20 protein-coding genes and 1 tRNA gene are annotated in these 25,635 nt (G+C 58.0%); 7 read left to right on the top strand and 14 right to left on the bottom strand.

Features of this window, described 5'->3' with window-relative positions; genetic code table 11:
- Window positions 1-80: 80 nt before the first annotated feature.
- From B0B09_RS02395 to B0B09_RS02420, 6 genes are read right to left on the bottom strand one after another with little or no spacing between them, the layout of a single operon-like run.
- Entirely contained in the window at window positions 81-1,253 is a 1,173-nt protein-coding gene (locus B0B09_RS02395; RefSeq protein ID WP_076658213.1) for a molybdopterin molybdotransferase MoeA, read from the bottom strand.
- Window positions 1,250-1,726 carry a cyclic pyranopterin monophosphate synthase MoaC gene (moaC, locus tag B0B09_RS02400; protein ID WP_076658214.1) on the bottom strand — a complete coding sequence of 159 codons (477 nt, stop codon included), beginning with the start codon at window positions 1,724-1,726 and terminating at the stop codon, window positions 1,250-1,252. Before moaC ends, B0B09_RS02395 begins: the two co-directional genes overlap by 4 nt.
- On the bottom strand, window positions 1,726-2,532 hold the full coding sequence (gene trpC, locus B0B09_RS02405; RefSeq protein WP_076658215.1) for an indole-3-glycerol phosphate synthase TrpC: 807 nt from the start codon (window positions 2,530-2,532) through the stop codon (window positions 1,726-1,728). The genes moaC and trpC overlap by 1 nt, the downstream gene beginning before the upstream one ends.
- The gene (locus B0B09_RS02410; protein ID WP_076658216.1) at window positions 2,529-3,170 is read right to left on the bottom strand and encodes a uracil-DNA glycosylase; all 642 of its coding nucleotides are present in this window, start codon (window positions 3,168-3,170) and stop codon (window positions 2,529-2,531) included. Before B0B09_RS02410 ends, trpC begins: the two co-directional genes overlap by 4 nt.
- Window positions 3,170-4,186 carry an anthranilate phosphoribosyltransferase gene (trpD, locus tag B0B09_RS02415; protein ID WP_076658217.1) on the bottom strand — a complete coding sequence of 339 codons (1,017 nt, stop codon included), beginning with the start codon at window positions 4,184-4,186 and terminating at the stop codon, window positions 3,170-3,172. Before trpD ends, B0B09_RS02410 begins: the two co-directional genes overlap by 1 nt.
- Window positions 4,183-4,764 carry an anthranilate synthase component II gene (locus B0B09_RS02420; protein ID WP_055292584.1) on the bottom strand — a complete coding sequence of 194 codons (582 nt, stop codon included), beginning with the start codon at window positions 4,762-4,764 and terminating at the stop codon, window positions 4,183-4,185. Before B0B09_RS02420 ends, trpD begins: the two co-directional genes overlap by 4 nt.
- Before the next feature lie 123 nt (window positions 4,765-4,887).
- Between B0B09_RS02420 and B0B09_RS02425 the strand changes: the two genes are divergently transcribed.
- Window positions 4,888-6,456, top strand: coding sequence for a divergent polysaccharide deacetylase family protein (locus B0B09_RS02425; protein WP_076658218.1), 1,569 nt, complete (start codon window positions 4,888-4,890; stop codon window positions 6,454-6,456).
- Window positions 6,457-6,477: 21 nt separating this feature from the next.
- Here B0B09_RS02425 and trpE read toward each other — a convergent pair whose 3' ends face one another.
- From trpE to fabI, 5 genes are all read right to left on the bottom strand, one after another.
- Window positions 6,478-7,986, bottom strand: coding sequence for an anthranilate synthase component I (gene trpE, locus B0B09_RS02430; protein WP_076658219.1), 1,509 nt, complete (start codon window positions 7,984-7,986; stop codon window positions 6,478-6,480).
- 9 nt (window positions 7,987-7,995) lie between these two features.
- Window positions 7,996-9,831 carry a peptidyl-prolyl cis-trans isomerase gene (locus tag B0B09_RS02435; RefSeq protein ID WP_076658220.1) on the bottom strand — a complete coding sequence of 612 codons (1,836 nt, stop codon included), beginning with the start codon at window positions 9,829-9,831 and terminating at the stop codon, window positions 7,996-7,998.
- Between the two features lie 62 nt (window positions 9,832-9,893).
- The gene (locus B0B09_RS02440; protein WP_076658221.1) at window positions 9,894-11,069 is read right to left on the bottom strand and encodes an aminotransferase; all 1,176 of its coding nucleotides are present in this window, start codon (window positions 11,067-11,069) and stop codon (window positions 9,894-9,896) included.
- An 84-nt stretch (window positions 11,070-11,153) separates the two neighbouring features.
- Window positions 11,154-11,657, bottom strand: coding sequence for a xanthine phosphoribosyltransferase (gene gpt, locus B0B09_RS02445; RefSeq protein WP_055292589.1), 504 nt, complete (start codon window positions 11,655-11,657; stop codon window positions 11,154-11,156).
- A gap of 11 nt (window positions 11,658-11,668) precedes the next feature.
- Window positions 11,669-12,475 carry an enoyl-ACP reductase FabI gene (gene fabI / locus B0B09_RS02450; RefSeq protein WP_076658222.1) on the bottom strand — a complete coding sequence of 269 codons (807 nt, stop codon included), beginning with the start codon at window positions 12,473-12,475 and terminating at the stop codon, window positions 11,669-11,671.
- Between the two features lie 152 nt (window positions 12,476-12,627).
- On the opposite strand from fabI, the gene pdxH reads away from it, so the two are divergent.
- From pdxH to B0B09_RS02470, 4 genes are all read left to right on the top strand, one after another.
- Entirely contained in the window at window positions 12,628-13,233 is a 606-nt protein-coding gene (gene pdxH / locus B0B09_RS02455; protein WP_076658223.1) for a pyridoxamine 5'-phosphate oxidase, read from the top strand.
- A gap of 112 nt (window positions 13,234-13,345) precedes the next feature.
- Window positions 13,346-13,873: a cold-shock protein gene (locus B0B09_RS02460; RefSeq protein WP_055292592.1), complete on the top strand. Its 528-nt coding sequence runs from the start codon at window positions 13,346-13,348 to the stop codon at window positions 13,871-13,873.
- Window positions 13,874-13,899: 26 nt separating this feature from the next.
- Complete coding sequence (locus tag B0B09_RS02465; RefSeq protein ID WP_076659747.1) at window positions 13,900-14,346, top strand: DUF192 domain-containing protein; 447 nt, start codon at window positions 13,900-13,902, stop codon at window positions 14,344-14,346.
- 44 nt (window positions 14,347-14,390) lie between these two features.
- Window positions 14,391-14,467: transfer RNA gene (locus B0B09_RS02470), tRNA-Pro, on the top strand.
- A 92-nt stretch (window positions 14,468-14,559) separates the two neighbouring features.
- Here the strand turns inward: B0B09_RS02470 and B0B09_RS02475 are convergent.
- Window positions 14,560-15,591, bottom strand: coding sequence for a glycosyltransferase family 2 protein (locus B0B09_RS02475; protein WP_076658224.1), 1,032 nt, complete (start codon window positions 15,589-15,591; stop codon window positions 14,560-14,562).
- 2 nt (window positions 15,592-15,593) lie between these two features.
- On the bottom strand, window positions 15,594-15,836 hold the full coding sequence (locus B0B09_RS02480) for a hypothetical protein (protein WP_076658225.1): 243 nt from the start codon (window positions 15,834-15,836) through the stop codon (window positions 15,594-15,596).
- Between the two features lie 723 nt (window positions 15,837-16,559).
- Here B0B09_RS02480 and B0B09_RS02485 point away from each other — a divergent pair.
- A complete protein-coding gene (locus tag B0B09_RS02485; RefSeq protein ID WP_076658226.1) occupies window positions 16,560-20,198 on the top strand; it encodes a vitamin B12-dependent ribonucleotide reductase in 3,639 nt (1,212 codons plus the stop codon).
- Between the two features lie 481 nt (window positions 20,199-20,679).
- Entirely contained in the window at window positions 20,680-22,170 is a 1,491-nt protein-coding gene (locus B0B09_RS02490; protein WP_076658227.1) for a TniQ family protein, read from the top strand.
- Window positions 22,171-22,429: 259 nt separating this feature from the next.
- On the opposite strand, the gene B0B09_RS02495 is transcribed toward B0B09_RS02490, so the two are convergent.
- A complete protein-coding gene (locus B0B09_RS02495; RefSeq protein ID WP_076658228.1) occupies window positions 22,430-25,432 on the bottom strand; it encodes a TrlF family AAA-like ATPase in 3,003 nt (1,000 codons plus the stop codon).
- Window positions 25,433-25,635: the final 203 nt, after the last annotated feature.

Below are 25,635 nucleotides of genomic sequence, written 5' to 3' on the forward strand. Positions count from 1 at the left end.
TGTGTCAACTGGCGGCTGATTCATACGCAGAACACGGGATGCCTCCGGCGGAAGTTTGATGGGACATGGAAAGTCCAAGTTCAGAGGCGGATAATGTCGATCTGGTCGCCGGTGTTGCGGGCGGGATCGTTGATCGGGCGCACGGCAAGGCAATTGGACGCGGCCAGCACAGTGAGCAGCGCGCTGTCCTGTCGGTCAAAAATCGTCACACCCTCAGGGCCGAGATGCGCGCGCATATAGTGTTCGCGGGGACCGTTGGCGGGGGCGGGTTTGGCGAGAGCGTGGGTTTCGCGCAGGGCAGGCTGTGCGCCGAGCCCCAGCATTTTGCGGATCACGGGGGCGAGAAACACATGCCCGCAGACCATCGCAGAGACAGGGTTGCCGGGGAGGCCGATCATTGTCGTCCGGCCGATGCGCCCGGCCATCAGCGGTTTGCCGGGGCGCATGGCGACTTTGTAAAAGGCGCGGTCCATGCCTTTGTCGGCGGCGACTTCACCCACCAGATCATGGTCACCGACGGACGCACCGCCGATTGTAACAATGAGGTCGGCATCCGCGGCCAGATCAAAGGCCAGTGCGAGCGACGCGCGGGTGTCGCGCGCAATCGGAAGCAAGCGCGGGTCAGCGCCAAGCTGGCGGATGAGCGCTGCGAGCCCGTAGCTGTTCGAGGCGATGATCTGATCGGGCCCCGGTGTCTCGCCCGGTTGGACGAGTTCATCGCCCGTTGCGATAATGGCGACCGATGGCCTGCGGGTGACAGACAAGGTCGCGATGTTCATCGACGCGAGCAGGGCGATATCGGACGGGGTGAGCACACGCGGCGCGCGGATGGCATCGCCCGCTTTGAAATCGGTACCGGCAGGCCGCACGAAGGGGGTGTCATTGGCGCTGTCATCCAGGGTGATTGTGTCGCCCGCGCGCGTGACGTTTTCCTGAATAATGACGTGATCGGTTCCTTCGGGTAAGGGCGCGCCGGTGAAGATACGCACAGCCTGCGCCGGACCAACCTGACCTTGCCATGCATGGCCGGCGGCAGCCTCGCCGATGACTTCATAGGTCTGGCCGGTTTTGATGGATGTGGCGTCCACTGCATAACCATCCATTGCGGAGGCGGTGAAAGGAGGCTGGTTGCGCGTGGCATGTACGTCTTTTGCAAGCACGCGGCCATGCGCCTTGATCAGCGGAACGTCTTCGGCGTCCAGCGGTGAGGTGAGCGCGAAGAGATGGGAAAGGGCCTCATCGACCGAAATCATGGGTTTTCGAACCGTCCCGATTTGCCGCCGTCCTTGAAGGTGAGCCGCACACCGCCGATTTCCATATCTTTTTGTACGGCTTTGACCATGTCGTAAACGGTCAGGGCTGCGATGTTGACGGCTGTGAGCGCCTCCATCTCGACACCGGTTTGACCGCCGGTTTTGACGGTAGCGGTAATCCGGATGCCGGGCAGAGTGGTGTCCGGGGTCAGATCAAGCGCGACCTTTGTAATCGGCAAAGGGTGGCAGAGCGGGATCAGATCGGCGGTTTTCTTGGCGCCCATGATCCCTGCGATCCGCGCGATGCCCAGCACATCACCTTTGTCGGCGCGGCCTTCGGTGATCAGAGCGAGCGTCGCGGGCGTCATCCTGATATAGCCTTCCGCAATCGCCGTGCGCGCGGTCACGGGTTTGTCCGAGACATCAACCATATGCGCTTTGCCGTCGGAATCGAAATGCGAAAGCCCCGACATCACAGGCGCCCTGTGGCGGGATTGGCAAGCAGGGTGCGGGTGGCTGTGGCCACGTGATCCTGCCGCATCAGGCTTTCACCGATCAGGAACGCACGCGCCCCGTAGCGGGCCATATCAGCCAGTTCCTCGGGTGTGTTCAGGCCGCTTTCACAGACGATCATGCGGTCTGCGGGCACCATTTTGGACAGGGTGCGGGTAGTATCAAGCGTGGTTTCAAAGGTTTTGAGGTTGCGGTTGTTGATCCCCATCAGCGGTGACTTCAGCAGCGTGGCCCGTTCCAGTTCTGCCGCGTCATGCACTTCGATCAGCACATCCATATCCCATGCAAAGGCGGCCTCTTCCAACTCTTGCGCCTGGGCGTCGCTGACGCTCGCCATGATGATCAGGATGCAGTCGGCGTGCAGGGCGCGGGCTTCGGCGACCTGATAGGTGTCATACATGAAATCCTTGCGCAGCGCGGGTAGATCGACAGCGCTACGGGCGGCGGTCAGATAGCTGTCGTCGCCCTGGAAAGAGGGGCCGTCGGTCAGAACGGACAGGCAGGTGGCGCCCCCTTCGGCATAAGCTTTGGCGAGCGCGGGCGGATCGAAATCGGCACGGATCAAGCCCTTGGATGGGCTGGCTTTCTTGATCTCGGCAATCAGCCCGTACCCTTCGCGCACCGCATCCGCCAGCGCATCAGCAAAACCGCGAGTGGGAGGGGCCGCCTTGGCGCGGGCTTCGACCTCTGCGAGAGGAACCGCTGCTTTGCGCGCGGCCACATCGGCGAGTTTGTAGGTTTTGATCTTTTCGAGAATATCGCTCATGGGTCCGCCCAGTTGATTGGCTCTTGGCCTTGTTCAATAAGCCACTGGTTCACCTTTGAAAATGGGCGCGACCCGAAAAACCCGCGATGTACGGAAAGAGGAGACGGGTGCGGTGCACGCAGAATCAGGTGATCGGGGCCAAGGTGCTTGGCATAGGCCTGTGCAGGTGCGCCCCACAGGATAAAGGCACGGGGACGGTCGTCGAGACGTTTCAGCGCTTGGGTGACCAGCGTTGACCAGCCCAGTCTGGCATGCGCTTTGGGTTGGCCCGGTGGCACGGTAAGGGCCGTGTTGAGCAGCAAAACACCCTGATCTGCCCAATCCTGAAGGCCAGTCTTCGTGCGCGCATGGCCTGTATCGCTCTGAATTTCTTTGAAAATATTGCCCAGACTGTCAAGGCGTCCGCCAAAGCCATCTGGAATAGAAAACGCCAGTCCATCGGCTTTGCCGGGGGTGTGATAGGGGTCCTGGCCGAGGATCACGACACGGGTCTCATCGGGTTGGGTGCGTTTGAGGGCTGCAAAGGTCAGCGTGGGGGGCGGCAGGAAATCCTCGTCAATCTGTGCTGCAATGTCCGGAAGGTCGTGGGCAAAAAACGGCAGATCGCCCCATGCGCCAAGATCCGTCAGATCAAACATCACGCCGCAGACGTAATCCGTGCGAGTGTTTCGAGCGCCTTTTTGGCCTTGCCGCTGTCGATGCTGTCGCGGGCGATTGCAACCCCTTCTTTGAGATCGCCTGCTTTGTCGGCCACGACCAAGGCGGCAGCGGCGTTTAAGAGCACGGCGTCCCGGTAAGCGCCTGTCGCGCCGTCCAGCAATGCGGACAGGGCGGCCGCATTTTCCGTGGGCGTGCCCCCGATAATATCGCGGAAACTATGGACCGGCAGGCCCGCATCCTCGGGGTGGATTTCGCGGGACCTGATCTTGCCGTCCTCAAGGGCCGCAACAGCCGTGGGGCCGCAGATCGTGATCTCGTCGGTGCCGTCGCTCCCGTGCACAAGCCACGCTTTTTCGGTGCCAAGCTGTTGCAGGGTTTCAGCCATCGGGAAGATCAGATCGGGGGCGAAAGCGCCGGTTAGCTGGCGCTTCACGCCTGCTGGATTAGTCAATGGTCCCAGTATGTTGAAGATCGTTTTTGACCCTAATTCGACGCGGATGGGTCCCACATGCTTCATGGCCGGATGGTGCATCGGGGCCATCATAAAACCAATGCCCGCTTCTGCGATTGCTTTCTCTACCACCTCAGGGCCAACCATGACATTTATGCCGAGCGCGCTCTGTACGTCTGCGGTGCCCGATTTCGATGACAGGTTGCGGTTGCCGTGTTTCGCCACTGGCACGCCGGCACCAGCCACCACAAACGCGGTCGCGGTCGAGATATTCAGCGTGTGTTTGCCATCACCACCCGTGCCAACGATATCCATGGCACCTTCGGGGGCTTTGACGGGGATGCAATGCGCGCGCATGACGGCGGCGGCAGCGGCGTATTCAGAGACAGATTCGCCGCGTGCGCGCAGCGCCATCAAAAACCCGCCAATTTGCGCAGGGGTTGCGGCCCCTTCAAACAGATAGCCGAAGGCCTCTTCCGCCTGCGACCGCGACAGCGGACCCTCGGAGGCTGCGAAAATCAGGGGCTTCATTGCGTCACTCATGCGGGCACCTTCGTGTTGGCGAGAAAGTTTTGGAGAAGCTGATGGCCGTGTTCGGAGCGGATGCTTTCGGGATGGAACTGCACGCCATGGATGGGCAGGTCGCGGTGTTGCAGGCCCATGATGGTGCCGTCTTCCAGCTCCGCCGTGATCTCAAGGCAATCGGGTAGGGTGGCGCGGTCGACCACCAGCGAATGATAGCGCGTGGCCTCAAACGGGCTTGGCAATCCGGCAAAGAGCCCTTTGCCGGTATGATGCATCGCACCCATTTTGCCGTGGACGATTTCATGGCACCGCACGACATTGCCGCCGAAGGCCTCGCCGATTGCCTGATGTCCAAGGCAGACACCCATCAGAGGCATCTTCACCTCAGCTGCGGCATGCACGAGCGCGAGACAAATCCCCGCTTGGGCCGGATCACAAGGGCCGGGCGACAGCATGATTGCTTCGGGGCGCATGGCCATCGCTTCTTGTACATCAAGCGCGTCATTGCGTTTGACCACGACATCTGCACCAAGCTCGCCAAGGTAGTGAACCAGGTTATAGGTAAAGCTGTCATAGTTATCGATCAGAAGCAGCATAGTAAAAACCCGCGCATGTAACAAAAAGGGCTACCGTTCCCCGGTAAGAGAACGGTATAAGCCCGCCATACATGGGCCGGGACGCAAGGGCACGTCAAGGTCGAAGAAAAAAGGTATGGGCAGATGAAGGGCTATGTAAAGGGCAGTCTCTGGGGGCTGATTTTGGGCGGCGTCGGACTGAGTGGCATCTCGCTTGCCAACAAGCAGCCGGATTTTGCAACTGGCCCTGCCGAACCGCAGCTGGCTTCGCCTGAATTGGTCCCTGCTGTAACCACTACGCAGCTCCCCGTGCCACTACCTAGCAGCCCTGAAGATGTGCCGAGTTTCGTAGATTCTGTCCCGCTGAGCGTTGCAACGCCAGAGAGCGAGACGCCGCCGGAAGTGTCGACGGAAACCGCCGAATTACCCGTGGTAGCGGCCGTGGAAGAGCCCGCGCCGCAAGCGACAACGACGGCCACAGTACCTTTTCTGGGAGAGGATGCCGTTGAGGCTCTGGACGTGGCACCGGCTGTGACTGCCGGACAGGATGACATACCAGTCGCCGTTGCGCCGCCTGTGATTGTTGTTGAGGATCAAGCGGAAGCGGTTGCTGCGGATGCTGAGACCACAGCGCCAGCGGCAGAGCCTGCGCCCGAACCGCAAGAGGCGGCACCGACAGCAGAGGACACCCCGCAAAGCGAAGTTGCCGCGGTTCCGCAGGACACGCCGATGGAAGTCACCGCGGCGGATGAACCTGTCAGCGAAGCAGCAGTTGAGGCCGTGCAGCCTCCTGTTGCCGCCGAGACGGTTGTGGCGACGCCGGAAGAAACACCTGTGCCCGCGCAAGAAAACACTGCCCCAGAGCAAGAAACAGCCGTGCCAGAGCAAGCGCCCGCTACTTCGGACCAGCCGGTCGTTGTCGCGCAAGCATTGCCGCAAGCGTCAGGCGGGGTGCGGATTAACCGCCCCGGTGCGGAGCCTGCTGAGGCCGAAGACGCAGCACCTGCGACCGCCGAGGCTGATGAATTTCCAGCTGATGCGCCCGCATTGATGCGCTTTGCAGCACCTTTTGAGAACGGCAACGGTCTGCCAAAGATCGCCGTTGTGCTCGTCGATACCGATGCGATGGCGGACGCGGCTCCTGCACTCACGACGCTGGGTTTTGCACCGACGGTTGCAATTAACGCGCTGGCCGACGGAGCAGGCGAGAAGATGGCGGCTTATCGCGCGGCGGGGCTTGAGGTGGCACTTCAGGCTGATCTGCCGTCGGGCGCGCGCCCTGCGGATGTGGAAGTGGCCTTCGAGGCCGCGTTCCAGCTTTTGCCCGAAGCCGCGATGCTGTTTTCATTGGGCGCGGGCGCGATTCAGGACCGGTCTGTCAACACGCAGGTGATGCAGATTTTGGCGGCTGACGGCCTTGGCTTTGTCACCGTCCAGCGTGGGCTGAGCGATGCGACACGCGCGGCGGAACAGGCCGGAGTTCCTGCCGTGACGATCCTGCGTGATCTTGATGGCGAGAACGAAGACAGCGGCGCAATTGCGCGCGCGCTGGATCAGTCCGCATTTCGTGCGCGCCAGACCGGTGATGTTGTGATCATGGGGCGGATGACGCCGGAAACACTCGCAGCGCTGCGCGATTGGGCGGGTCAGCTTGACCAGTCGACACTTGCGATTGTGCCGGTCTCGGCGATCCTGCTTTCACAGGGCGAATAAGCGCAAAAAGCCGTTAAGGCGCTAGTTGCCACTGCCGCGAAACATTGTGGCGTCGGCGGCGGCCTTGCGGATGGCGTTCGATTTATGCACGGTTTCCTGATATTCCGCCTCGGGGTCGCTGTCGTAGACCACACCGCCACCGGCCTGAATATATAGCTTTTCGTCCTGCAACACGGCGGTGCGCAGCGCGATACACATATCCATATCGCCGTTGGCGCTGAAGTATCCGCACCCGCCGCCGTAGACGCCGCGTTTTTCGGGTTCCAGCTCATCGATGATCTCCATCGCGCGGACCTTGGGCGCGCCCGAAACGGTGCCGGCAGGCATACCGGCAAAGAAGGCGCTGAGGGCGTCCTGATCATCGGCCAGCTCGCCCACCACGTTGGACACGATGTGCATGACGTGGCTGTAGCGCTCGACGATGAATTGCTCGGTCGGGCGGACGGTGCCAATTTTGCTGACCTTGCCGGTGTCATTGCGGCCCAGATCAAGCAGCATCAAATGTTCGGCCAGCTCTTTCTGGTCGGCCATGAGGTCGGCTTCGTTCGCGTTGTCTTCTTCGGGGGTCGCACCGCGCGGGCGGGTGCCTGCGATAGGGCGGATCGTGACCTCTTTGCCGAAGACACGGACAAGAATTTCAGGGCTGGCCCCGATCACCTGAAAGCCACCGAAATTAAAAAAGAACATGAAAGGCGACGGGTTTGTGCGCCGCAGTGACCGGTAAAGCGCGAAAGGTGGCTCCACAAAATCCTGCGTCCAGCGCTGGGACGGGACCACCTGAAAGATGTCACCGGCACGGATGTATTCTTTGGCCTTCTCAACAGCGGCGAGATAGGCCTCATGCGCGAAATTCGACACAGGCGGTGCGACCTGCGCCGGTTCGGCCAGATCACGTGCTTCGCTGGGCATCGGGCGCTCAAGGGCGCGCTGTGCGTCCATCACACGCTCTGCTGCTTGCGCATAGGCCGCGCGGGCGGACACGCCCGGCGTCACATAAGCGGGCGCCACAAGGATCACATCGCCTTTGACCCCGTCCAGCACCGCAACAACCGAAGGGCGCAGCATCATCGCATCCGGCAGGCCAAGGGGGTCGGGGTTCACATCGGGAAGATGCTCGACCAGACGGATCATGTCATAGCCCAAATACCCGAATAGCCCCGCAGATGCCGCAGGCAGGCCGTCAGGCAGATCAATGCGCGATTCGGCGATCAATGCCCGCAGGGCGGTCAGCGGGTCTTCGGCCATGTCTTCGAATGCATCGTCATCAAAGCGGGCAGAGCGGTTGACCCGCGATGTGGTGCCGCGACATTCCCAGACCAGATCGGGGTTCATGCCAACGATGGAATAGCGTCCGCGGACTTCGCCGCCCGTCACGCTTTCGAGCATGAAGGCGTCTTTGCCCGCGCCGGACAGTTTCAGCATCAAAGAGACAGGCGTGTCCAGATCGGCAGCGATCCGTGTGTAAACCACCTGACTGGCGCCCGCGTCATATTGTGCGGCGAAACTGTTGTAATCGGGCAAGAGTGCCATAGGGCCGCCTTAGAATTGCGCGTTGACCGCGTTGATGGTTTGCTGGTTCAGCGATGTCTCGGTGCGTTGCTGCACTGACGTTGCATAAGCGTCAAAGATATCCTGTGCGATCCCGGCACGCGCGTTTTCGGCCAGCGCATCGCGCTGTGCGATGACTGACGGATCAGTCAGGTCAGGGGCTGCGATATTGTCCAGACGGACGATCAGGGCGCGATCAAAGGCGTCCACGACGCGAACCTCGCCAATCGACATGTCGAACAGCACATCATTGAAGTTAGGCGGTGTGCCCTCCACAAAGCTCCGGCGTGTCAGACCTTGCTCGATCACAGGGTCAAGGCCCAGCGTGTCAAAGCCTGTCAGGGGCAGGATATCAGCGGCAATCTCCTCGGCTCTTGCAAGGATTGCCTCCTGGCGGGCCTGGGCCTCCCACGCTTGCGCGACCGCTTCGCGTACATCCTCAAGCGGTTGCAGTGTCGGCGGGGTGATGCCGTCTAGTGTCAGCGCGAAAATACCGCCATCCGCAAGGTCGATGATTTCGGGGAAAGCACCTTCCTGCACGGTGGCCGCAGCATCGCGGAAGGCGTCATAGGCGGCAATCCCGTCAATCGTGTCCGGTGTCCAGTTCACGGAGCCAAGTTCCATTTCCGTGCGTTCGGCCAGATCGGCCATGGACGCGCCGCCCGCCAACAGGTCGATGATCGCATCGGTGCGGTCGTTGATATAGTCACGTGCGGCATCTGCGGCCAATTCCTCGCGCAGATCCGGTGTCGCCTCTTCCAATGTCGTCACTTGCTCGGACAGGACGGCATTCATGCGGAACAGCGCAGGGCCGAGGCGCGAGTTGAACGGCCCCACGACCTCACCGGTATCGGCGGCAAAGACGGCGTCACCTGCGGCGCGCAGATCTTCCTTGCTCACATCGCCAAGGTCGACGTCTGTGAGCGACAGGCCACGCTCTGCGACCAGTTCCTCAAAGGTGGCTTCGCCTGCGTTGAGCCGTGCCATTGCTTCCTCGGCACGGTCGGCATCCAGATAGACCAGACGCTCGACCAGACGGCGCTCGGGCTGGACGAATTCGGCAATCCGTTCATTGTACAGACGCTCCACCGCTTCATCTGGAACGACCATCTCGTCCAGAATCATCGTGGGCGTCAGCCACGCGTAGGTAATGTTGCGGGCCTCGGGCAGGGTGAATTCGGCGGGGTTTGCGTCATAGTATTCCTGCTGTGCGGCTTCCGTCGCACCCGGCACTGGCGCGGTCAGGTCTTCGGCGTCCACGACGGCCCAAGTGATATCACGGCTTTCGCTGATATATTGCACCATGGCATCTGCATAGGCCTGCGGTGCAGGCACGCCGCTGACGACAGCGCCTTGCAGCAGGGTGCGTGCGGTTTCTTCGCGGATGCCGGCTTCGAATTCGGCTGCGGACTGGCCGGATTGCTGAAGTGCAAGGCGATAGGTCTCGCGGTTAAAGCCACCGGAACCCTGAAAAGACGGGATCGCCCGCAGGCGTTCAAACACGCGTTCGTCGCCAACCGAAATACCCAGCTGGTCTGCTTCATTATCAAGGGTACGCAGCAAAACAACCTGACTAAGCGCAAGCTGGTCGATGCCAAAGGCCTGCGCCTGCTGGAAGGTAATCTGCTGGCCAAACTGGGCCGATACCGCGCGAATTTGATCGTTCAGGGCGCGCTGGTAAGAGGCAACACTCACCTCTTTCTCACCCACTGTCCCGATGTTGCGGATGTTCCCGCTCAGGCCGCCCGAGCCAAAGCCTGCAAGGCCCACAAGAATGACGCCGACAATGATCCATGCGCCATAACGAGGTTTGTCTTTTTTAGCCATTTGTTGCCGCTCCACCCGCTGGTTTGCGTCTGAATAAGGGGCCGGACGCGGGGGTGCAAGGGCTAGAGTTCCAGCAGTGACAGCCTGTTGAACAGGGTTTCCACACCGGCGCGGTCGATGTTGGCAAAAGCGATCCGCAACTGGCTGTCGCCGCCCGCGATATCATCGGGCATGAACATGGTGCCTGGCAGCAAAAGAATGCCTGCCTCTTTCACCAAAAGAGGTGCCAGATCAGCGGAGGACATGGCGAAAGGATGCCGCACATAGGCAAAATATGCGCCACAGCCGAGCAATTCCCAGCCTTTGTCCGCCAGCAGAGGGAAATTCCCTTCAATGGCCGCGCGCCGGTCGAGGATTTCGAGGCGCTCGTCGGCCAGCCATGTGCCGAGGTTCTGCATCCCCCACAAAGCGGCACGTTGGCCCAGTTGGTTGGGGCAGATCGTGACGGTATCAAGAAATTTTTCGATTTCGGCCAAGCGGGCGGGGCTGGCAACAACGGCACCAACACGGTGGCCGGTCAACCGGTAAGCCTTTGAAAAGGAGTAAAGCTGGATCAGCGTATCATCCCAAGCGGGATCCGCGAACAAATCATGTGGCGCACCCGTGCGGCTATCGAAATCGCGGTAGGTTTCATCGACAATCAGGGCGATGCCATGTGCACGCGCCAGATCGCGGAAGGCATGCAGGACAGCGGCGGGGTATTCCACACCGCAAGGGTTGTTGGGGCTGACCAAGGCAATGGCGCGGGTTTTGGTGGTGATCAGTTTCGCGGCATCGGCTGCTTGGGGAATCATCCCCGCGCCTGCGGGCAATGGCACGGTCGTGACGCCCGACATATCGAGCCACATACGGTGGTTGAAGTAGTAGGGGACGGGGACGATGACCTCATCGCCCTCGGTGCAGAGTGTCGCGATGGTTGCGGCAAAAGCCTGATTGCAGCCTGACGTGATCGCGACCTGATCGGGGGTCACTGTGCCGCCATAACCGGTGCTCCACTGTGCGGCGACTTCTGCGCGCAGTGCAGGCAGGCCGAGGACAGGCCCGTAAAGATGCGCATCGGCGTCGTTCAGCACGATGTCCGCCATCGCTTCGCGCAAAGGCGCTGGGGGCGGATCGACAGGGGCCGCTTGGCTGACGTTTAAAAGCGGGCGGTCCGCAGGATGCGTGACATCCGACAACCAGCGCCGTGCCTCCATGACAGGAGGCGGAAAGGTGTTTGCTGTGCGGCTGTCAGGCATGGTTCACCAAAACTGGGCGGTGGCACGCGGTCGAGATGGCGGAGCCTCCGGCGGGGATATTTTCAGGCCGATAATAACACGGGATCAGTCTTTGCCGCGATAGGGTTCAACATATTGCAGCGCCATGTCCCATGGAAAGAAGATCCATGTGTCCTGGCTGACTTCGGTGATGAATGTGTCAACCTGCGGACGGCCCTTTGGTTTGGCATAGACCGTGGCGAAATGTGCTTTGGGGTACATTTTGCGCACCAGTTCAAGTGTCTTGCCGCTATCCACCAGATCATCAATGATCAGAATACCGGTGCCATCACCCATCAGTTCCGCATCGGGGGCTTTCAGTACGCTGGCCTCGGATTGATCCTGATGGTCATAGCTTTTCACACTGATGGTATCGACAGTGCGGATATCCAATTCGCGGGCCGCAATCATCGCGGGGGCCATGCCGCCGCGCGTGATGGCAACAACGGCGCGCCATGCGCCATCGTCGGGACCTTTGCCGTCAAGGCGCCATGCCAAGGCACGACTGTCACGGTGGATCTGGTCCCAACTGATGTGGAACCCTTTTTCATGCGGCAAGCGGTCGGTCATAGCGCGCGCTCCTATTCTTTGGTAATATCGGGGGCGTCAACGGCCTTCATGCCGACGACATGATACCCCGCATCAACATGCAGTACTTCGCCCGTCACAGCGCTGCCCAAATCTGACAAAAGATAAAGCGCGGAATTGCCCACTTCCTCTTGTGTGACGGTGCGGCGCAGGGGCGAGTTATACTCGTTCCACTTCATGATCAGACGGAAATCACCGATCCCGGACGCTGCGAGCGTTTTGATCGTTCCCGCACTGATTGCGTTCACGCGAATCTTATCCTTACCCAGATCTTCGGCCAGATAGCGGACCGAAGCCTCAAGTGCGGCTTTGGCCACGCCCATAACGTTGTAATGTGGCATCACTTTTTCTGCGCCATAATAGGTCAGCGTCAGGCAGGACCCGCCATCTGTCATCATCTTTTCTGCGCGCTGTACGACCGCAGTGAAGGAGTAAACGGAGATATCCATGGATGTCAGAAAGTTTCCGCGGGTCGTATCGACATAGCGACCACGCAACTCGTTTTTATCCGAGAAACCAATAGCGTGTACGATGAAGTCCAACTTGCCCCAGCGCTCTTCCAAGGCTTCAAAAAGCGCGTCGATCGAGCCTTCATCACCCACGTCACAAGGCAGGACGATGTCAGAACCAACCGAAGCCGCCAGCGGGTCGACACGCTTTTTCAGCGCCTCGCCCTGATAAGAAAACGCAAGTTCCGCGCCGGCATCCGCACAGGCTTTGGCAATGCCCCAGGCAATTGATTTGTCGTTGGCGAGGCCCATGATCAGGCCACGTTTGCCTTTCATCAGTTCCGATGTCATTGCGCGAATTCCTTTGTTGTTTGCCTCTGGCTTCTTTCCCGTTTAGGCGATTGCGTGCGGGCCAGCAAGTATCTGAACAATGATGCAAAATGCTTGCCACTGTGTCTATTTACCCATAGCCTGCACGTGGGGGTTTTGTTTGGGGATCAGCGATGTCTGACCGTGACGGCATTTTTGCGGGAGCAAACCCGTTTGTTATTGCGCAGGAATGGCTTGACGCTGCTGCTGAATCGGAACCCAGTGACCCGAACGCGATTGCACTCTCTTCAGTCGATCAAAACGGCATGCCGAACGTGCGCATGGTGCTTTTGAAAGACATCGAAGTAGACGCGTTCGTATTTTACACTAATTATGAAAGTCAGAAAGCGCAGGAAATCGCGCAATCTGGCAAGGCCGCGTTCGTTTTGCATTGGAAATCACTCGCAAGGCAGATACGGGTGCGGGGGCTTGTCTCGAAAGAGGATGGCCCAATAGCGGATGCCTATTACAAATCGCGCTCCTTAAAGAGTCGAGTTGGAGCATGGGCATCACAACAGTCTCGCCCTTTGGCGTCGCGTGCGGCGTTGATGGCCGAGGTTGCAAAAGTAACGATACAAAAAGGTGCGGACCCGGAACGGCCACCTTTTTGGGGCGGTTTCCGGATTGTGCCTCTGGAAATCGAGTTTTGGTCTGATGGCGCATTTCGTTTGCACGACCGGTTTCGGTGGTCGCGCAGTGAAGTTGACCAAGATTGGGAGATTACCCGACTGTCACCGTAGTGTCTTGGAAGAAGGCTTATGGGCTAGTCTGGTGGTCTTGATGTCTCGGTTGGGGCGATAGACAAATACGGATAGCGGCAAGGCAATTGCCGCTGTTCTAAAGGAAAACATTATGGAAATGCAGGATACCGGTACGCCACGTAAGGTACTGGGCCAGGTGAAATGGTTCGATCCCACCAAGGGCTTTGGGTTTGTTATCTCTGAAGAGGGTGGACCTGATATTTTGCTGCATGCGAATGTGTTGCGAAATTTCGGTCAGGGGTCTGTTGTAGACGGCTCTGAAATTACAATCATGGTGCAGGATACCCAGCGGGGATTGCAGGCAACGGAAGTGCTTTCAATTACTCCGCCAGCGAGTGAAGAAGCTTTGCCGCTACGGGATATGGTCGAGTTTACGGCGGAAGATATCGCCAACCGACCGATCGAACCGGCGCGGGTCAAGTGGTTTGACAAGGGCAAGGGTTTTGGTTTCGCAAATGTGTTTGGCAAGAACGAGGATGTTTTTGTGCATGTCGAAGTGTTACGGCGCTCCGGTCTGTCCGACCTGCAATCAGGTGAGGCAGTTGGTTTGCGTATGGTAGATGGCGAACGTGGCCGCATGGCTATCCAGGTGATCGGCTGGGAGGCTGTAGCCAAGTGAAGCTCGCCAGTTTTGTGGGGGTGTTCATGGTGGCGGCAGCGCCGCTGTGGGCGACATGTGCTGACGACCGCATCACGATCAAGGGCGATTTTGGTCAGGCGACGTTTACCATCGACGTGGCCGATGACGCGCGCGAACGCGCGCAGGGGCTCATGTTCGTGGAACAGATGCCTTTGCTCTCGGGGATGCTCTTTGTCTACGAGCGGCCCCAAACCGTAAGCTTCTGGATGAAGAACACGCTGATTCCTCTTGATATGCTGTTTGCAAGCCCGAGAGGTGAAATCCTGCATATCCATGAAAATGCGATTCCCGGAGACACGACGTCGATCACGGGGGGCGACGGTGTGCAGATGGTTTTAGAGATCAATGGCGGCCTTTCAACGCGTCTGGGCATCGCTGTGGGGGACGTGATGCAACACCCCAGCTTTGGGAATGACGCTATTTTGCCTTGTGTGCAAAACGGCGGCAATTAGGGCTTTTCAAATCAGTTTCGGGGGGCTAAAGACACGCCATGGTTCGGGGCGTAGCGCAGCCTGGTAGCGCATCTGTTTTGGGAACAGAGGGTCGGGAGTTCGAATCTCTCCGCCCCGACCACTTTTCAGGAAATAGTCAAACGTTTGTGAAACCGCGGTGCGGCAAGGCGCTTGTTGTTCGGCATCCCTGATCGGGAATCACGGGCGAGGGCTTTAATTGGTGCCTTGCGTCGCCGTGTTACCGTAGCGCCGGTACTTTTTTCCAAGGATATACGGGACCACCGCAAAAGCGCGTGTCACGTCTGACAATCCCATTCCGATCGTTTGTTGTGCGGCGGTGCGCGCATATGGAAGCTTTGCAATGCCTGACCCCAAACGCAGGAAACCTGAGACCAGATTTTTGACTGTACGTCGTGTGAGCATAAGCGCGAGTGGCGCTGGCTTGTCCATCAGCCTATCGCGTCTGTGAAGTGCCGCAATGTAATAGGCATTCATCTGTGTGCAGAGCGTGCGATTCAGGTGATAACGAAGTGTGCCGCGGTGTCCGTTTTGCGCTTCAGTTACGAGCGCCGATGGCCAGCCACCCGTTGCGTAGCCATGTTGTCGTTTTGCCCTCAGGAAGAATTCAGCGTCCTCGCCGCCGATATGGTTGAAGGCGGGGTGATAGCGCAAAGCCAGCCCCTTAGATTGCGAAAAAACGCGCTGCGAAACGGCATAGTTCGTTGTTGCAAGCACCCTTGGCTCTTTGCCAACTTCAGGATTTGAAAACGGGCGTCGCGAGAGATAGGGGCTCGCACCCGCGTGAAACTTCAGTTTTACAGAGCCGATCAGGATGTCAGTGCGTGCAGCGTTCAGTCCCCTGATCCACTCAGACAACCAGTCCGGTTCAGCGATCACATCATCATCAACCCCGATCAGCCAATCGACGCCGGATTCTTCGGCCAAGTCAAAAAGCCGGTTGCGGGCATGAACAAGGCCTGTGTGCGGTTCATGCACGACCTTGACACTGTAAGGGGTGCTGTTCCGCACGCAATCGAGCGGGACCGAAGGTATTGGATTGTTGTCGACGATGAGAATGACAATGTCGGCATCAATCTGGCCTGTCTGGGCGCCGATTGATTCAAGCAGCTCAATCAAGGGTTCATTGCGCTTGAAAGTGCAAATCCCGATCGAAAGAAAGGGCCGCGAAGAAAACCGCGCGGCCCTGTCAGTGTACTTGGTTACGTTCGCACTCAATGTGCGCAAGATTAGAGCGGTTGTTGGTAGGGGTCGCGACCGTCGTCGTCGTCATCATCGTCGTTTGATGCAACGGCGACACCGATGAGCACAGCGATGATTGCGGCAGGGATGACCCAGCTCGGCACGCTTGATCCGGCTGCGGCAGGTTCGGCCATCGGAGCAGTTTCGGTAATCGCATCGGCGAGGCCGCCCGCGTAGGCAGATACACCAGCTACAAGCAGCGCACCCAGAATGATCCAGAATTTGTTCATTTGTCGTCTCCCAATCAAAGTGTTGTTCGCGGCGCAGCGCCAAGAGCAAATACCCGCGATTAACTCTGCAAAACTATAGGCGTGCTGTTCAGTCAATGGGTTTCGCTGGCTGTTCGCACAAGATGTTGCCTTCTGTGTTGCGAAGAGCACGTTTTGAAGTTGAGGAATTGATGCGCAATCCGCTGGCCTGCCAGCGCGTTGGATCGTGCTCTTGGCTGAACAACCCGCGCAGCGTGGCCAACGTGCAACGCAGGGTCTGGTGCCGCCGCTGCTGGGTCGATTCTTTCCATTCCCATCCGGAGACAGTTGACACTTTGCTTGAAGCGGAATGGCTAAGGTTGCGAAGTAAAACAGTTTCTGCTGACGCGGCTTTCGGCAGACATCTGTGGACAAGTTTGTGAGTGAATCACTCACCCAAAAGGGCGGGCATGTGAGGACGGGCAGGTCAACTGAATTAATCCACATTTTGTGTTAAAAAGCCGTTGACCCACGAGGGCTAGATGCGTCAGGTTGTGCAGGCCGACGAGCACGACACAAGATGTGGTAGCGGCGCGGGGACAGATCAACAGGCGGGTGCATACATTGAGCGCCCAATGACGGGCTCTTGGACATGTATCAAGAGCAGTACACCGTCGATACGTGACATCTCCTTTATTCGGCCGCAGCCGCGGTCATGTTGAGACTTTAGCCGCAACGTCGGCGCATACTAGATGGGGCAGACCAATGAAAATTGACCGTAATTTCACGAAAGCAAAAACAGGCGCCTACGGCGAGCTGGCGTTCAAAACGACGACGTCAGAGATCCGCAATCCTGATGGGACGGTTGTTTTCAAGCTCGACAATTGTGAAATTCCGGCTGGCTGGAGCCAGGTTGCGTCTGACGTGATTGCGCAGAAGTATTTCCGCAAGGCGGGTGTGCCCTCGGAAGTGAAGCGCGTGAAGGAAAAGGGCGTGCCAGAGTTCCTGTGGCGCTCGGTGCCCGCCAAAGACGCGACATTTGGAGGTGAGACATCTGCCAAGCAGGTGTTCGACCGTTTGGCCGGTGCATGGACATATTGGGGCTGGAAGGGCGGCTATTTCACCTCCGAGGAGGATGCGCGCGCCTATTTCGACGAAATGCGCTACATGCTGGCGACCCAACGCGCCGCACCAAACAGCCCGCAGTGGTTTAACACAGGTCTGCACTGGGCTTACGGTATCGATGGTCCCGCACAAGGCCACTACTATGTCGACTATCAGACAGGCGAGCTGACAAAATCGGCTTCCAGCTATGAGCACCCGCAGCCGCACGCCTGCTTTATCCAGTCTGTTGACGATGATCTGGTGAACGAAGGCGGGATCATGGACCTGTGGGTCCGTGAAGCACGTTTGTTCAAATACGGCTCTGGCACAGGCACAAACTTTTCGTCGCTGCGTGGCGAGGGTGAGCCTTTGTCCGGTGGTGGTAAATCATCCGGCCTGATGGGCTTCCTCAAAATCGGTGACCGCGCTGCCGGTGCGATCAAATCGGGCGGCACAACACGTCGTGCTGCCAAAATGGTCATCGTCGATGCGGACCACCCCGATATTCAGGAATTCATCAACTGGAAGGTGATCGAAGAGCAGAAAGTGGCATCCATTGTCGCCGGCTCAAAAATGCACGCCCGTTACCTGAACGCGATCTTTGCGGCGATCAAATCTTGGGACGGCACAGAAGTCGCGGCCTATGACCCCAAGACAAACGAGACACTGGCTGCGGCCGTCAAAGACGCCAAGCGCTCTGCGATCCCCGAGACCTACATCAAGCGCGTGCTGGATTACGCCAAGCAGGGCTACACCAGCATCGAATTCCCGACCTATGACACCGATTGGGATTCGGAAGCTTATTCTTCGGTCTCTGGCCAGAACTCCAACAACTCGATCCGCGTCACGGATGCTTTCCTCAAGGCTGTCGAAGAAGATGCCGACTGGAAACTGATCAACCGCCGCAACGGTGAGGTCGCCAAGATCATCAAAGCCCGCGAACTGTGGGAACAGGTGGGCCATGCGGCGTGGGCCTGTGCTGACCCGGGTATCCAGTACCACGACACGGTCAACGCATGGCACACATGCCCCGAAGACGGTGAAATTCGCGGCTCAAACCCTTGTTCCGAATACATGTTCCTTGATGATACGGCTTGTAACCTCGCATCGATGAACCTGCTGACATTCTATTCGGACGGTCAATTCCAGGCCGAAGACTATATGCACGCCACACGTCTGTGGACCGTGACACTGGAAATCAGCGTGATGATGGCGCAATTCCCGTCCAAGGAAATCGCGCAGCGGTCCTATGACTTCCGCACATTGGGTCTGGGCTATGCCAATATCGGCGGTCTTTTGATGAATATGGGCTTTGGCTATGACAGCGATGAAGGCCGTGCGATGGGCGCTGCCCTGACCGCGATCCTGACCGGTGTGTCCTATGCGACATCGGCCGAAATGGCCGGTGAGTTGGGTGCCTTCCCGGGCTATGCCAAGAACAGCAAGCACATGCTGCGTGTCATCAAGAACCACCGTCAGGCGGCCTTGGGCAAGTCCGATGGCTATGATGCTCTGGACGTCAAACCTGTGCCGCTCGACCATGCCAATTGCCCCGATCAGCGTTTGATCGAACTGGCTGTTGGCAGCTGGGACGAGGCGCTGAAGTTGGGCAAAAAGCACGGCTACCGCAACGCGCAAGTGTCCGTTATCGCGCCAACAGGCACGATCGGACTGGTCATGGACTGCGACACCACCGGGATCGAGCCTGACTTTGCGCTGGTGAAGTTCAAGAAACTGGCCGGTGGTGGCTACTTCAAGATTATCAACCAGTCGGTGCCAGCGGCCCTTGAAAAACTGGGCTATGGCTCGGCGCAGATCGAGGAGATCATTGCCTATGCTGTCGGTCACGGTTCGATCGGGCAGGCGCCTGCGATCAACCACACCTCACTGATCGGACACGGCTTTGGTCAGGCGGAACTGGACAAGATCGAAGGCGCGCTAGCGTCGGCATTTGACATTCGTTTTGTCTTTAACCAGTGGACACTGGGCGAAGAGTTCTGCACCAAAACTCTCGGCATCCCTGCCGAAAAGCTGAACGATCCGACATTCGATCTGCTGCGCCACCTCGGCTATTCCAAGCAGGACATCGAGGCCGCCAACGATCACGTCTGCGGAACCATGACGCTGGAGGGCGCGCCATTCCTGAAGGAAGAGCACTACAGCGTGTTCGACTGCGCCAACCCATGCGGCAAAAAAGGCAAGCGTTATCTGAGCGTTGACAGCCACATTTACATGATGGCTGCGGCCCAGTCGTTCATCTCGGGTGCGATTTCCAAGACGATCAACATGCCAAACGACGCGACAATCGAGGACTGCCAAAAGGCCTATGAATTGTCGTGGTCATTGGGTGTGAAGGCCAATGCGCTTTACCGTGACGGCTCGAAGCTGTCCCAGCCTCTCGCGGCGGCCCTTGTCGAGGATGATGAGGACGCGCAAGAGGTGCTGGAAAGCGGCAACCACCACGAGAAAGCCGCCGTTCTGGCCGAAAAGATCGTTGAAAAGATCATCGTCCAAGAGGTGCGCAACCGTGAGCGCGAAAAGATGCCACAGCGCCGCAAGGGCTACACCCAGAAGGCCATCGTTGGCGGGCACAAGGTTTACCTGCGCACCGGCGAATATGAAGATGGCCAGCTTGGTGAAATCTTCATCGACATGCACAAAGAAGGTGCCGGTTTCCGCGCGATGATGAACAACTTTGCCATCGCCGTGTCGGTTGGTCTTCAGTACGGTGTGCCGCTTGAGGAATTCGTGGATGCCTTCACATTCACCAAATTCGAGCCCGCAGGCATGGTGCAGGGTAACGACAGCATCAAGAATGCGACCTCGATCCTTGACTATATCTTCCGCGAACTGGCTGTGTCCTACCTCGACCGCACCGATCTGGCGCACGTCAAGCCAGAGGGCGCATCGTTTGACGACATCGGCCGTGGCGAGGAAGAGGGCGTGTCCAACGTGAAAACACCAACCGAAAACGCGGCTTCACGCTCGCTCGAGGTGCTCAAGCAGATCTCGTCCACAGGTTACTTGCGCAAGCGGATGCCGCAGGATCTGGTCGCCTTGCAGGGCGGCGTGCGTCTGGCGCCGGTGGACAGCAGCATTGACCCTGTCGCGACGCTGCAAACCATCGTCAGCGAAAGCGTGACGTCCACAACCGCCACAGCAACAATCTCGGCCCGCGACAAGGCCAAGATGCAGGGCTATGAGGGCGATCCGTGCGGCGAGTGCGGCAACTACACGCTGGTGCGCAACGGCACCTGCATGAAGTGCAACACCTGCGGCGGGACAAGCGGCTGTAGCTAAGGGATAACGAGCTTCGGAGCGGGTGCGCTCGCTCCGGCGCGGATTGGGCCGCAGGCAAACAAACCGAGCGGTATAATGAGTGAGCCTGATCAGCGAAACTATGGGGGAGCATCCGCTCCCCCTTTTTTATTTCGGAGACTAGCTGTCAGAAGCCGTAATTTTGTCGGAATTTCAAAATTCGGCGGAATTCGGTGTCAAGAAATAAGCTGGTTGCAGAGGCCAAACTTTAGGAAATATCCCTTTCCGCCAATGAATTGGTGGGAAGGGTATCAGTAAAAATAGGATCCGGGGCGGGTGCGCTCGCCCTCGGCGCGGTTCGGGCCGCAGGCAAAAAACTTCGAGCGGTATAATTCGAGCCCGAACAGCAAAACTCATGGGGTCCCTTCGGGGGCCCCTTTTTTATGCGCCCCGTCCAAGCAGAAGGTTGTGATTTTGGCGTCTGCCCTTGTGGCGCGCTTTTTTGTCTGCAACATCCAAGACCATGAGATTGAAGAACACGGTTCTGCTCCAACCTGACGAGACTACAGCGTCATTTGTGTCGCGTTTGGCCTTTGCTAACGGGGTCCCAACGATCACGGATTTCTTGATGGATGCTGAGTTGACCATGGCTGGGTTCCTGAAGGGGGACCCAAAGGTCTTTGCCAAGGTTTCTGATCTTTCCGGAGTCGCAGTTAGCGACCTGATGAGACAGGCATGCGTACCCCATGGATCGTCTCGTTTCGAACTGCTTGGGCATGACTTGGGAAAACAACATCTCTTACGTGGGGAGAGTCGTATTTGCCCGGCGTGCATTCGGGCCGATACCGGCATGCAGGTTACGCCTGAAGCAATAGCAAAAGCTTTTGGTCGCACACTTTGGGTGATGGCTTCAGCGCGGGTCTGTCCGGTTCACGGGCTTGCGTTGGTTGCGCCGCCGGAAGAAGGTGCGAAACATGAGTTCCTTGATGCCTGGCTGCCGTGGATGTTTGAGGTCATGGAAGGTGAGCTGGATCTGGACATTGCTGCGGGTGGTCTACTTGAAGACCACCTTGTGCGCAGGCTTCGGGGCGAGCACCCTGCAGGATGGGCCAGCAGCTTCCCGCTCGGCGCTTTGGGCGCAATTTGTGAGATGTTGGGGGTGTCGCGGGTTCATGGAAAGACAGCCACTCTGGGGCGGCTCTCGCAGGCTGAATTGGCTATCGCGACAGCTGCTGGTTTTGAACTCCTGAACGATGGCCCAACAGAAGTCCTCGCCTACTTTGAGGGCCTCAGAGTGGACCCAGGCAAGCCGCAGGACCGGCCACAAGCACGTTATGGCCGGATCTACGACTGGTTGAAACGCGGGGCAGGGAGCGGCCCGGAGTTCGAGCCGCTTCGGGGCCTGCTGCGGCAGCATATCTTGGAAAGCTGGCCGTTGGGTGCCGGTGATTATGCGCTGGACTATGTGTTGCCGGCCCGTCGGTTGCATTCCATCAGAACGGCGGCAAAGACCCATGACTTGCATCCGAAACGATTGCGCCGAATCTTGGTCGACGCAGGCATCATACCTGAAAGTGATCGGGCAGATTTTGAGGTCACCTTTGACGCAGGTGAGGCGGGAGACCTTCTCGAACAGGCAAGTGGGTCAGTTGCGTTCTCTGCCGCACAAAAGAGATTGGGTCTGACCCGTGGGCAAATGGAAACGCTGATCAAAGCTGAAATCCTGATCCCGGGTGAGGGAGGCGATCTGGCCCGCCCCAGGTTTACAGAGGCAACCATAATGACGTGGCTGAAGCTGTTTGGGTCATTCCCAGAATCTCAGAAGTGGGAGACGTTGACGGGTATCGCCGATGCGGTTCGAAAACATGGGGTCGCTACCGATCAGATTTTGAAACTCATTCTGGACGACCGCATAAAGAAGGTTTTCCGGTTAAAAGGGCAGAACACCTTTTCCACCATTCTGATCGATAAACATGAAGTTGTTGAGCAGCTTACAAACGGCGACGACAACTAGAAGATGCCATAGTTCGACGTCACCATGGGCGGGAAGTGTGAATTCGCCGCTACGCAGCAAGATTTTGAGATGCCGCCAAAGCGGACCTCCAAGACCGAGCAGCCTGATCGGTCCTGTTTCGGGATGTTTCTTCAGGAAAACGGAAGTTCGCTACGTTCCAGAGAATATCCGTTAAGCGTAAGGCCTTGATTGTAATTTTGTGCTCCGTTCGACCAAACTGATTAGAGCTGACCGCCAACGGCAACTCACCCAATGTTCGCTACCGTTCCATTTTGACCCGCAACCTTCGTGCACGGTCCTGAAACGCGGGCTCGCCGCCTTCGAGAATCTCGCAAACCTCGGAACGGATTTTGGGGTCGTCCAAGCCTGCTCCATTATATGTGATGGGCGGCAACCCACCCAAAGCATGCGGACCTGCTTCAGCAATGATGACCTGATCTGCGTCGGTGTTGACCACAAGATTAGCGTTGTGGGTGACCATGATTACCTGGCGGCGCTTCTTCGCTTTGATGAAGAGAGGCACCAATTCATCATTTACAGACTTTGGATCAAGGTTCTCTTCGGGTTGGTCGATGATGAGTGGTCGGTCATCCTGGTCATCAAGAGCCAGATACAAAAGCAAAAGCACGATGCCTCGTGTGCCTGGCGACAGCTTGCGAATATCGACGCCGTCATAGCCAATTTCATAGCGAACAGTGATGTGATCTGTGGCGAACAGCCAATGGGCAAACTGGTTCATCCAGTTACGCAATTCTGCCTTCTCGGTCTTTTCAAAGGGGGCGTGGGAAAGAAGTTCCGCTGCATGAGCGCCCATGAACGCTTCCATCGCCGCGCGCACATCGGCAGCGGCCCCAATTTTCCATGCTGGCGCCAGCTGCTCGGCTGCAAGGGCTGTGAGGGACCCGACGCCTTTCGTGGCACCCTTGCGGCGTTTGTCGAAGAGATTCTCCTCGCCGAAACGACCCCATTTTTCGACGTCTACGACGCGCGTTGCCGAGAATTGCAGTTTGCTGAGCGTGCCCGATGTGGCTTCAAGCCGTTTCAACAAGGGCTGGTAAAGCTCCTGTAGTGCGGTTTGTTCATTGATGATCGCTTGGAAAATCCGCTCGTAGCAATCGATGCGCTGGCGCTGCAGGTCTTTCCGGCGCACCTCAGCCCCTTCGGCGGAGGTCAGTGTCGCTTTCAGCTTTTCGAGGGCAGCAGTTTCCCGAGTAATGGTCGTGGTGGCGGCCTGCAATTGCTTGCGCACATGTTCATCGGCTGTGATGAACGTCGATAAACGAGAGATCTCGGCCGTGAGCCTATTGAGAGTCACGGCTGAGATGTCTTGATCCCGTGCGATCAAAGGGGTGTTTTGGTCCTGGGCGACGACGGCATCGCCTGTCAGACGTTGAATTTCGCGATCTGTATCTGCAATCACTGTGTGCAGAGTGGCATCCACATCGCCGTTGTAGACTAAGAGGAAATGGTCCCACTGGGTGTCAGACATTTTGCCTTTGAGGTGCTTTTCTTTGGTCTGTCGCAGCATCTCAGGCGCGGTCGAGGCGCGAACACTTGCCACTTCGTCCTGAAGGTCAACGTAAGCGCGCCGTTTTTCGGACATCGCATTGATGGTCCGCCGCAGATCGGCCTCGGCTGTCACCAGCGCGTTATGTCGCGCAATGAACTCGGGCTTCCCGGTGAGTTTGAGTTTGTCTTTGTCGGCGGTTTGATCTGCGATTAACTTCGTTTTTTGCGCCACTAGCTGCTTCAGGCCGGCGACTTTCGCTTCGTTTTCCAACTCTGTGGCGATGTGATCGGACAGGTCGGCAATCGCAGTTTCCTCTCGATCCCGGGATTGCCGGAAGCGATGCGTGTTCTGGTCTCGAAGCTCGCTGAAGTTGGTCGCGCCCTCGGTGTTGTTTGGATCATGCGCCTGATAAACAACGCGCTCGATCTCATGGACCAGACCATCGGAGATACCGGTGGACGAACAAAGATCCTCGACAAATTGTTGGGAGAGATAGCGCGCGCGGGGATAGGCGGACAGCTGTCCTGCGTCAGAGCCATCAAGAGCGCGATCGACACGTTCGCCGCTGCCCCAAGTGAGGGTCGCGCGGGACGATCCGATCAAAGGCTTGGCACGTGCAAGAAACGACGGAGTTTGTAGGTTTTCTTCGCCACCTGACCAGACGGCGGGAGGCACGGCATCGCATGTAGCGGCAATGATGTCGGCCAGGGCAGTTTTGCCCGAGCCCCGCGCGCCGATAACGGTGACAAGGCCTGGATTCAACGGAACGGTGGGTGTGGCGGCCCAATCCGCATTTGAGACGGTAATTGAGCTGATCACTTGAGACGGAAGGGCACCGGAAGGGGGCGCATCCGCAACGAAAGCGCGGTATTCGGGATCGATGCAAGCCTGGCGCAAAGCATCAAAGGTCGCGGCGCCCTTTACCCAGGAGTACCGATTATGGTCGGGCTGGCCGACCTCATCAGGGCGATGCGCATCGCAACCATGCAGACAAGGCTTGCAGCCGTCATATCGCTCCTTAAGCCCTTGGACGGAAATAGCCTGGCGCTTGCCAGTCCAGAATTCCCGTTGGGCAACGCTGCTTGCAAAGATGATATGTGCGAATTTCTCGATTTCAGCGCGCAAGGTCGCATCAGACGCCTGACGCAATCCAGATGTGCCGTCATCTTTTCCACCGGCGACAGCGATCAGGACGTTTTTCTTCGCCCAATCGGATTTCCGGTAGATGTTCTTGAGCTGGTTGAATTCGACTTTGAATTGGTTCGCACCGGCAGCGATCAGCGCCTTTTCGGATGCGTCGCCAGCCAGAGACTTGCGGCCCAGTCGAGTAAGATCGTCGCGGGTGCATTTGAAAACGTCGCCATGGGCCTCAAATTCAAGCAAACTGAGGAACCGCTCTGCCGCTTCAATGTGGTCGTCTTCGGTTGGGTCGATGAGGAGATGGATATTGACGAACCCATTGGCCGCCCGCGTTGTCAGGCGCAGCTCGATGTTGGGAAAGATTGTTGTGACATCGGCCAATCGGCTGTTCGCCTTTTGCAGAAACACCGCGCGATACGTGTCAAGAAGATAGTAATCTGTGACCCCAAGCACCTCGATCTTGGGATCGCTGGCTTCAACGGCGGACAGGTAGGTTTCCCAAGCATCGGCACCGCCAAACTGGTCGTTCAGGGTCGTGCCAGGCGCATGAATATGTGGATCCCATCGTCTCCATATTGATCCAAGGGTGAGGGCCGGGGCTTTTGTAGTCATGTAAAGTCTCTTTGCATCAGATTGAATATAGCAGCCTTTTGGGGATCCTGCGGCGAATGTCTGGTCTTCGCGACCTCTCAAAACTCGATGGACGCGGGCCAAAGGAGAGTCCGGGTATCGAGAGACCGTTCTGAGCCCAACTTGACCGATGCTGCACAATGCAGGAATGTCTGCAACCGTCAGGTTAAGCGACCGAAAGGCCC

Source organism: Yoonia rosea (genome assembly GCF_900156505.1).
GTDB lineage: Bacteria > Pseudomonadota > Alphaproteobacteria > Rhodobacterales > Rhodobacteraceae > Yoonia > Yoonia rosea.